The organism is Mycobacterium sp., from assembly GCF_046091765.1.
Taxonomy (GTDB): Bacteria; Actinomycetota; Actinomycetes; order Mycobacteriales; family Mycobacteriaceae; genus Mycobacterium.
The window spans coordinates 1-8,406 of sequence record NZ_JBJTCF010000086.1 but is presented as its reverse complement, the minus strand read 5'-3'; the positions used below and the strand labels follow the sequence as shown (position 1 = coordinate 8,406).

The 8,406-nt window shown below is 68.3% G+C and carries 6 protein-coding genes, 1 tRNA gene and 1 pseudogene; 7 read left to right on the top strand and 1 reads right to left on the bottom strand.

Annotation, left to right across the window (positions count from 1 at the left end; genetic code table 11):
- The 7 genes and pseudogenes from ACKOB8_RS08870 to ACKOB8_RS08840 form a co-directional block, all read left to right on the top strand.
- Window positions 1–534 (top strand): annotated as a pseudogene (locus ACKOB8_RS08870) (phosphoglucomutase, alpha-D-glucose phosphate-specific); the annotation flags it as partial.
- Window positions 531–1,793: an MFS transporter gene (locus ACKOB8_RS08865; RefSeq protein WP_526376842.1), complete on the top strand. Its 1,263-nt coding sequence runs from the start codon at window positions 531–533 to the stop codon at window positions 1,791–1,793. The pseudogene ACKOB8_RS08870 and the gene ACKOB8_RS08865, both read left to right, overlap by 4 nt.
- 45 nt (window positions 1,794–1,838) lie before the next feature.
- A tRNA-Ala gene (locus ACKOB8_RS08860) sits at window positions 1,839–1,911 on the top strand.
- A gap of 90 nt (window positions 1,912–2,001) precedes the next feature.
- The gene (locus ACKOB8_RS08855) at window positions 2,002–3,597 is read left to right on the top strand and encodes a peptide ABC transporter substrate-binding protein (protein WP_526376841.1); all 1,596 of its coding nucleotides are present in this window, start codon (window positions 2,002–2,004) and stop codon (window positions 3,595–3,597) included.
- 4 nt (window positions 3,598–3,601) lie between these two features.
- On the top strand, window positions 3,602–4,525 hold the full coding sequence (locus ACKOB8_RS08850) for an ABC transporter permease (RefSeq protein ID WP_526376840.1): 924 nt from the start codon (window positions 3,602–3,604) through the stop codon (window positions 4,523–4,525).
- Entirely contained in the window at window positions 4,518–5,441 is a 924-nt protein-coding gene (locus tag ACKOB8_RS08845; RefSeq protein WP_526376839.1) for an ABC transporter permease, read from the top strand. The genes ACKOB8_RS08850 and ACKOB8_RS08845 overlap by 8 nt, the downstream gene beginning before the upstream one ends.
- Window positions 5,416–7,104 (top strand): ABC transporter ATP-binding protein, encoded by a 1,689-nt coding sequence (locus ACKOB8_RS08840; RefSeq protein WP_526376838.1) that lies wholly within the window; start codon window positions 5,416–5,418, stop codon window positions 7,102–7,104. Before ACKOB8_RS08845 ends, ACKOB8_RS08840 begins: the two co-directional genes overlap by 26 nt.
- 3 nt (window positions 7,105–7,107) lie before the next feature.
- On the opposite strand, the gene ACKOB8_RS08835 is transcribed toward ACKOB8_RS08840, so the two are convergent.
- Window positions 7,108–8,091, bottom strand: a complete 984-nt coding sequence (locus ACKOB8_RS08835) for an NAD-dependent epimerase/dehydratase family protein (RefSeq protein WP_526376837.1) — start codon at window positions 8,089–8,091, stop codon at window positions 7,108–7,110.
- Between the last annotated feature and the right edge of the window lie 315 nt (window positions 8,092–8,406).

The window sequence follows — 8,406 nt, the reverse complement described above, 5'->3', positions numbered from 1 at the left end:
GAGGTGCCGGTCGGCTTCAAGTGGTTCGTCGACGGGTTAATCACCGGCACAATCGGTTTCGGCGGCGAGGAGTCCGCCGGCGCGTCGTTTCTGCGCCGCGACGGTTCGGTGTGGACCACCGATAAGGACGGCATCATCATGGCGCTGCTGGCCGCCGAGATGCTGGCCGTCACCGGCAAGACGCCCTCGCAGCGCTACACCGAACTGGCGGCTCAATACGGCGCGCCGGTGTACGCGCGCGTCGACGCACCCGCCGACCGCGAGCAGAAGGCCCGGCTGTCCAAGCTCTCAGCCGAGCAGGTCACCGCGACCGAACTGGCCGGCGAGCCGATCGTCGCCAAACTCACCACCGCCCCGGGCAACGGCGCGCCGATCGGCGGGCTGAAGGTCACCACCGCCAACGGCTGGTTCGCCGCGCGCCCGTCGGGCACCGAAGACGTCTACAAGATCTACGCCGAGAGCTTCACGGGTGCCGAGCATCTGGCCGAGGTGCAGAACGCCGCCCGCGAGGTGGTCAATACAGTCATCTCGTGAGTTCGATCGCCCGCGGCGAGGTGGCGCAGTCCGACGCCCGGCTGCCGCCGGAGGTCTGGGCGCTGATCTCCGCCAACGCCGTGGTGGCTTTGGGGTACGGCCTGATCGCCCCGGTGCTGCCGCAGCTGGCCCGCCATTTCGGGGTGTCCATCGGCGCGGCGACCTTCATCATCACCGCGTTCGCGGTGATGCGATTGGTCGCCGCGCCGCCGGCCGGGGTGCTCATCCAGCGGCTGGGGGAGCGCTACGTCTACGTCAGCGGGCTGCTGATCGTCGCGGTGTCGACCGCCGCCTGCGCGTTCGCGCACACCTACTGGCAGCTGCTGGTCTATCGGGCGCTGGGCGGACTGGGGTCCGCGATGTTCTTCATCGCCGCCCTCGGGCTGATGATCCGGATCAGTCCGAAGAGCGCCCGGGGTCAGGTCGCCGGGCTGTTCTCCGGCGCCTTTCTGATCGGATCGGTGATCGGCCCGGTGCTGGGCAGCCTCACCGCCGGATTCGGGCTGCACGCCCCGTTCGTCATCTACGGGGTGCTGCTGCTGGTGGCCGCGGCGGTGGTGTTCATCAGCCTGCGGCACTCAGCGGTGGCCGGCCCCGCACCCCGCGACGAATTGTCCGTCACGGTCCGGGTCGCCTTGCGCCACCGCGCCTACCGCGCTGCGCTGCTGTCCAACTTCGCCACCGGCTGGTCGCTGTTCGGGCTGCGCTTCGCCCTGGTGCCGCTGTTCGTCGAGGAGGTCCTGGACCGACAGCCGCGCAACGTCGCCGGGATCGCCCTGGCGGCGTTCGCCATCGGCAACGTGCTCGTGGTCGTGCCCAGCGGCCGGCTCTCGGATCGGATCGGCCGGCGCCCGCTGCTCATCACCGGCCTGGTCCTGGCCGGTCTGGCCACTGCGGCACTCGGCGAGGCGCCGTCGCTGCCGCTGTTCTACGGCGGGGCGCTGATCGCGGGCATCGCGACCGGCCTGTTCGGTGCCCCGCAGCAGGCGGCGGTGGCCGACGTCATCGGCCGCGCGCGCGGCGGCGGCGCGATCGCGACCTACCAGATGATGTCTGACTTCGGCTCGATCGTGGGTTCCTTCGGCGTCGGCCTCATCGCCCAGCACCTGTCCTACGGGTGGTCCTTCGCCGTTAGCGGGGCGATCCTGCTGCTGGCCGCCGTCGGCTGGGTGCTGGCTCCGGAGACCCGCGATCGCACCGCCGACGACGACGAGACCCCGGCCCGTCCGCTGGGGCCGGAGGCCGCCGAGTTGCCCTGAGGCTTTTTGAGGCCCGCTGGCCGGTGGTGTAGTTTCGAGGTTCCCGGGGCTATGGCGCAGCTGGTAGCGCACCACACTGGCAGTGTGGGGGTCAGGGGTTCGAGTCCCCTTAGCTCCACTCGGTCACGGAATTCCCGGCACCGCTCGGCGGCGCCGCCGGTTGTGTGAAATCGTGATCCGGGTGTGGATTCGCGCGGTAAAAGCGCTGATGGCAGCCGTGCTGCTCACGCTCGCCGGCGTCTGCGGATGTTCCTCGGCGCCCCCGATCCCGTCCGGGATGTTCAGCTTCTACCTCGGTGAACCGCAGAAGCCGCTGGTGCCGGGCAACACCACCGAGTCCGAGGGCGCCAAGGTGATCGACGCGGTGTGGACGCCGCTGGTCACCTTCGACACCGAGAGCCGCAAGGTCACCTACGACGGAGCCGCGGAATCGGTCACCAGCGACGACAACGTCCGCTGGACCATCACGCTCAAACCGGGCTGGACCTTCCACGACGGAACCCCGGTGACTGCGCAGTCCTATGTGGACGCCTGGAACTACACCGCGCTGAGCACCAATGCCCAGGGCGCGTCCTACTTCTTCTCCAACGTGGTGGGTTACGACGCGCTGCAGGGCGATGACGCCGGCGGCAAGCCGACGGCCACCACCCTTGCGGGTCTGCGGGCCAAGGATCCGGTCACCATCGAGGTCACCCTCTCCAAGCCGTTTGCGATCTACCCCCTGACCCTGGGCTACAGCGCGTTCAACCCCCTGCCCGAGGCGTTCTACGCCGACCCCGAGAGGTTCGGGAAGAAACCCGTCGGCAACGGACCGTTCAAAGCCGAAGGCGAATGGGTGCGCGGTCGCGGGATCACGCTGAGTCGCTACGACGACTACGCCGGTGAGGGCAAGGCCAAATCCCGCGGCGTCGTTCTGCGGGTCTACACCGAGTTGTCCACCGGCTACACCGACGTGCTCGCGGGCAATCTCGACGTGCTGCAGGGCCTACCACCCGACGCCTACGCCAGCGCGCCGGACATCTTCGGGGAGCGTTACCTGCAACGGCCCAGCCCGACCATCACCAGCCTGGGCTTTCCGCTCTACGACAAGCGTTACGCCGACGTGCGGGTGCGCCGCGCGCTGTCCATGGCGATCGACCGGCAGGCGATCACCGACGCGATCTTCCTGGGCACCCGGGTACCGGCCGACTCGTTCTCCCCCCCGACCGTCGTCGGCTACCGCCAGGGCGCCTGCGGGCGCTGGTGTGAGTATCACCCCGACGAGGCCAAGCAACTGCTGGCCGAGGCCGGCTTCGACACCTCGGTGCCGGTCGACCTGTGGTTCAACGCCGGTGCCGCGCACGACGGCTGGATGACCGCGGTCGGCAACATGTTCCGCAAGATCGGCCTGACCTACCAGCTGCGGGGCAACCTTCAGTTCAACGAGTTCCTGTCCAAGCGCGACGCGAAGGAGATGGACGGGCCCTTCCGGATGGCGTGGGTGATGGACTACCCGTCGGTCGAGAACTTCCTGGCCCCCCAATATGCGACCGCCGCGCTGGCGCCGACCGGTTCCAACACGGTCTTCTACAGCAACAGGGCCTTCGACGACGCTCTGACCGCCGGCGACCGCGCGCCCACCATCGAGGCGGCCGGCACGGCCTACGCCGAGGCCGAGCAGATCCTCGTCAACGACCTGCCCGCCACGCCGCTGTTCTGCGGCGTCGACCAGACGGTGTGGACCAAACGCGTGTCGGGGATCCGCTACAGCATTCTCGGCACAGTCGTCCTCGAGGACGTCGTCGTTGATGGGCAGGCGGTGTGATCGCGTGACCCGCTACATCATTCGCCGTCTGCTGCTGACGATCCCGGTCTTGATCGGAGCCTCACTGCTGATCTACGCGATGGTGTACGCGCTGCCCGGAGATCCGGTACGCGCGCTGGCCGGAGACCGGCCGTTGAGCGCTGCAGTGCAGGCGCAGATCCGCGCCGACTACAACCTCGATGATTCGCTACCGGTGCAGTACGGCAAGTACGTCCTGGGTCTGCTGCACGGTGATTTCGGCGCGGACTTCTCCGGCCGTCCGGTGGTGGACACCATCAGTCAGCGACTGCCGGTGACGGTGAAACTCACGGTCGTCGCGGTCATCTTCGAGACCGTTTTCGGAATCGCCGCCGGCATCCTGGCGTCGCTGCGGCGCAACTCCTTCTTCGACAACCTGGTTCTGGTCTCCACCACCATGCTGGTCAGCATCCCGGTGTTCGTACTGGGCTTCCTGGCCCAGTACATCTTCGGATTCAAACTGGGGTGGTTCCCGATCGCGGGGGTGGCCGACGGCTGGTACAGCTACCTGTTGCCGGGCCTGGTGCTGGCGGCTCTGTCGATGGCGTACGTGGCGCGGTTGACGCGGACGGCGATGCTGGAGTCCCTCACCGCCGACTACATCCGCACCGCCCGGGCCAAAGGCGTGGGCCGCTCGCGGATCGTCTTCCGGCACGCGTTTCGCAACAGCCTGATTCCCGTGGTCACCTTCATCGGTGCTGACATCGGCTCGCTGCTCGGCGGGGCGATCGTCACCGAGTCGGTGTTCAACCTGCCCGGTCTTGGCCGGGCCATCTTCGACGCGGTGCGTGCGCAGGAGGGCCCGGTGGTCGTCGGCATCGTCACGCTGATGGTGTTCTTCTACATCTTCTTCAACCTGGTGGTGGACGTCCTGTACGCAGTGATCGACCCGAGGATCCGCTATGACTGAACGCCGCCTCGGAATCGAGGTACCGGAGAAGCTCGACGACGTCGGCGAGGAAGTCGCCCCGCTGATCGGGCAGACCAGCGTGTGGGGTGACGCTTGGCGGTATCTGCGGACCAATCCGCTGTTCCTGATCGGGCTGGCGATCATGGTGGTGATGGTCTCGATGGCGCTGGTCCCCAAGCTCTTCGCCCGCGGAGTGGATCCCACCGACTGCGACTTGTCGCTGTCGCGCCAGCGACCCAGTGCCGCGCACTGGTTCGGGATGGACCTGCAGGGCTGCGACTACTACGCCAACGTGGTCTACGGCGCGCGGACGTCGGTGGCCATCGGCGTGCTCACCGTGATCGGCGTACTGGTGATCGGTGTGCTCATCGGTGCGGTGGCCGGATACTTCGGTGGCTGGGTGGATGCGGTACTGGCCCGACTCACCGATGTGTTCTTCGGCATCCCGCTGTTTCTGGGCGCGCTGATCCTGCTGACCGTCTCCCCGCGCCGATCGGTGTGGACGGTGTCGCTGGCGCTGATCGTCTTCGGCTGGATGACGGCGATGCGCCTGGTGCGCTCCTCGGTGGTGGCCATCCGCGGCTCGGACTACGTGCTGGCAGCCCAGGCGCTCGGCGCGTCCTCGGGCCGGATCCTGGTGCGCCACATCCTGCCCAATGCCCTGGCGCCCGTGCTGATCTACGCCACGATCGCGGTGGGAACATTCATCTCGGCCGAATCGGCGCTGACCTACCTGGGGATCGGGCTGCAGGCTCCGGAGATCTCCTGGGGCTTGCAGATCAACGTCGCCCAGTCGCTGATCGGCAGTTCCCCGCACCTGTTGTTCTTCCCGGCGCTGTTCCTCTCGCTGACCGTGCTGGGCTTCATCCTGCTCGGCGACGCGTTGCGCGATGCCCTCGATCCGAAGCGGCGATGACATGACGCTGCTGCAGATCCGTGATCTCATCATCGACTTCTCGGTCCACAAGAACTGGATCCCCGCGGTGCGCGGGGTGGACCTCGATCTGGCCGCCGGAGAGGTACTGGCCCTGGTCGGCGAATCCGGTTCGGGCAAGTCCACTCTGGCGATGGCGGTGCCGGGCCTGTTGGCCGGCAACGCTCGCTGCCGCGGCAGCATCCTGCTGGACGGCCAGGAGTTGGCCGGTGCTGACGAGAGCACGCTCAACGAGATCCGTGGCGGCCGCATCGGCGTGGTGTTCCAGGAGCCGATGACGGCCTTCAACCCGGTCTACACGATCGGATGGCAGATCATCGAGGCCATCCGGATGCATCGCGACGTCTCCGAGGAGCAGGCCCACGCCCGGGCGGTCGAACTGCTCGAACTGGTCGACATGCCCGACCCGGCGGCCCGGATGGACTACTACCCCCACCAGCTTTCCGGCGGTCAGCGGCAGCGCGCGATGATCGCCCAGGCGCTGTCCTGTGATCCGGTGCTGTTGATCGCAGACGAACCGACGACCGCCCTCGACGTGACCGTGCAGGCCGAGATCCTCGACCTGCTGCGCGACCTGCGCTCGCGGGTCGACGCCGCGATCCTGCTGATCACCCACGCGATGGGTGTCGTCGCCGACCTGGCAGACCGGATCATGGTCATGAAGGACGGCGAAGTCGTCGAATCCGCCCCGGCGCAGACGTTGTTCAGCGATCCCCAGCACCCCTACACCCGGGCACTGCTGGCCGCCGTGCCGCACCTGGGCAGCGGCCGGTTGGAGGTGACCGACGTCGAACCCGCCCCCGCGCCGCAGACCCCGGTGCCCGCGCTGTCGCTGCGCGACGCGACCGTCGAGTTCGCCTCCGGGCCCAAAGTCTTCCGGGCCGTGGACGCGGTGAGTCTGGAGGTCGCCGCCGGGGAGGTCGTCGGGTTGGTCGGGGAGTCCGGCTCGGGCAAGTCGACCCTCGGGAAGGCCGCGGTCGGGTTGGTGCGGTTGACGTCGGGGACGGTCGCGCTGGCCGGCACCGACATCACCAGGCTGTCCCAGCGCGGACTGCGCGAGCCCCGTAAGAAAGTCGGCGTGATCTTCCAGGATCCGGGCTCGTCGCTCAATCCGCGCTGGCCCGTCGGCCAGGCGATCGCCGAGCCGCTGGCGCTGCACACCGAGCTGTCCGGCACCCAGCGCACCGCCCGCGTCGACGAGTTGCTCGACCACGTGCACCTGGACCGCTCGCTGCGCAACCGCTACCCGCATCAGCTCTCCGGCGGGCAGCGTCAACGGGTCGGCGTCGCCCGGGCGCTGGCGCTGAACCCGGCGCTGGTGATCGCCGACGAGCCGACCTCGGCCCTGGACGTCTCGGTGCAGGCCCGGGTGCTGCGCCTGCTGCGGGAACTGCAAGCCGAGCACGGGTTCGCCTGCCTGTTCATCAGCCATGATCTGGCCGTCGTCGAGGAACTCTCCGACCGCATCGCGGTGATGCAGTCCGGGCGGCTGGTCGAGTGCGGCCCGGCACAGACGGTGCTGCACAACCCCACCCAGCCCTACACCGCCCAGCTGATCGCCGCGGTGCCGGTGCCCGATCCGGCTGAGCAAGCCCGCCGCCGGGAGCGGCGCCTGGCCGAACTGGCCCCGGGGTCGGGCGCCTGAGCTCTAGGCAATGAGCTGCCGCTCCCGAAGCCACCGTTCGGTCTTGTTCATGCCCTCGGGCAGAGAGACCGACGGCGTGTAGCTCAACTGCTTCGCGGCCTTCTCGATGGAGTAACCGGCCCGGCGACTCAGCATCGCCAGGGTGCCCGGGCTGATCTCGGTGTCGTGGCGCAGTAGTCGGCCCAGGATGAATCCCCCGGCCGCGGCGCTCGTACGGGCGAGCGGGGTCGGCAGGCTCGGCGGGGCGCCGCGCCGGCCCAGCCATCGATGGTGGTAGCCGAAGAACTCCGCGCACGAGACCTCGAGGCCGTCGGTGATGTTGAAGATCTGCCCGCTGCCCTGCTCGGAGAGGCTGGCCGCGACGATGCCGTCGAGAAGGTTGTCGATGTAGGCCGGGCTGAAGACGCCTCGGCCGCGCGCCGGCAGCAGAAACTGGCGTTTGCGCATCATCTCCAGCGGGATGAGCACCCACGGTCGCGAACCCGGGCCGTAGACGTCGCCGGGGCGAATGACCGTGCACGCCACCTCGCCGGCCGCGTGCGCGGCCAGCACGGCGTGCTCGCTGGCGGCCTTGGCGTCACAGTAGGGGTAGCCGCTGAGAACGCTGATATCGCTGGTCTCGTCTCGGGTGGTGTCGAAGTCCAGCCCGTAGGCCGCGATCGACGAGAGGTGCGTCAGGCGCGCGGCGCCGGCGGCGATCGCGGCATCGATCACGTGGCGCACGCTGCCCACGCTGACCCTGCGGTACAGCTCGGCGGCGGCGTTGTTGGACACCACCGCCGCGGTGTGGATGACGAGATCGCTGCCCTTGGCATGGTGTTGCCAGTCGCCGGGCGCGGAGACGTCGCCGGCGACCACGTTGCGCGCGGCATCGGCGCCGAGGTCCACTCCGGTGACCGCAGAGCCCAGTTCGGCGAACCGTTCCGTCAGCGCCCGGCCGATGAAACCGCTGGCCCCGGTGATGAACACCCGCGACGGAATCCCCATGTCCTGACAGTAGATGGCAGCCCGTATGCAGGGTCAATGCGGTGAGCAGAATGCGCAAAAGTAAGCAGATCGAGCACTTCGCGGGTAGCGCGCACAAGCGCGACAGGCCGGTAACGCCGCTCGTATTTTGAGCGAAGAAGTTTTCAACCACGTAAGGAGTGCGTGATGCGAGTCGGCCCGTTGGAGATTGGTTCGATCGACCAGTGGAAGCCGGTTGATGGTGTTGTGACGTCCTGGCAGCCTTCGGCGCGGTCGTTGGAGCGTGCTGCGGCGGCTCCGGTGAGTTCGGTGCCGGTGGGGTTTATGCAGGCTCAG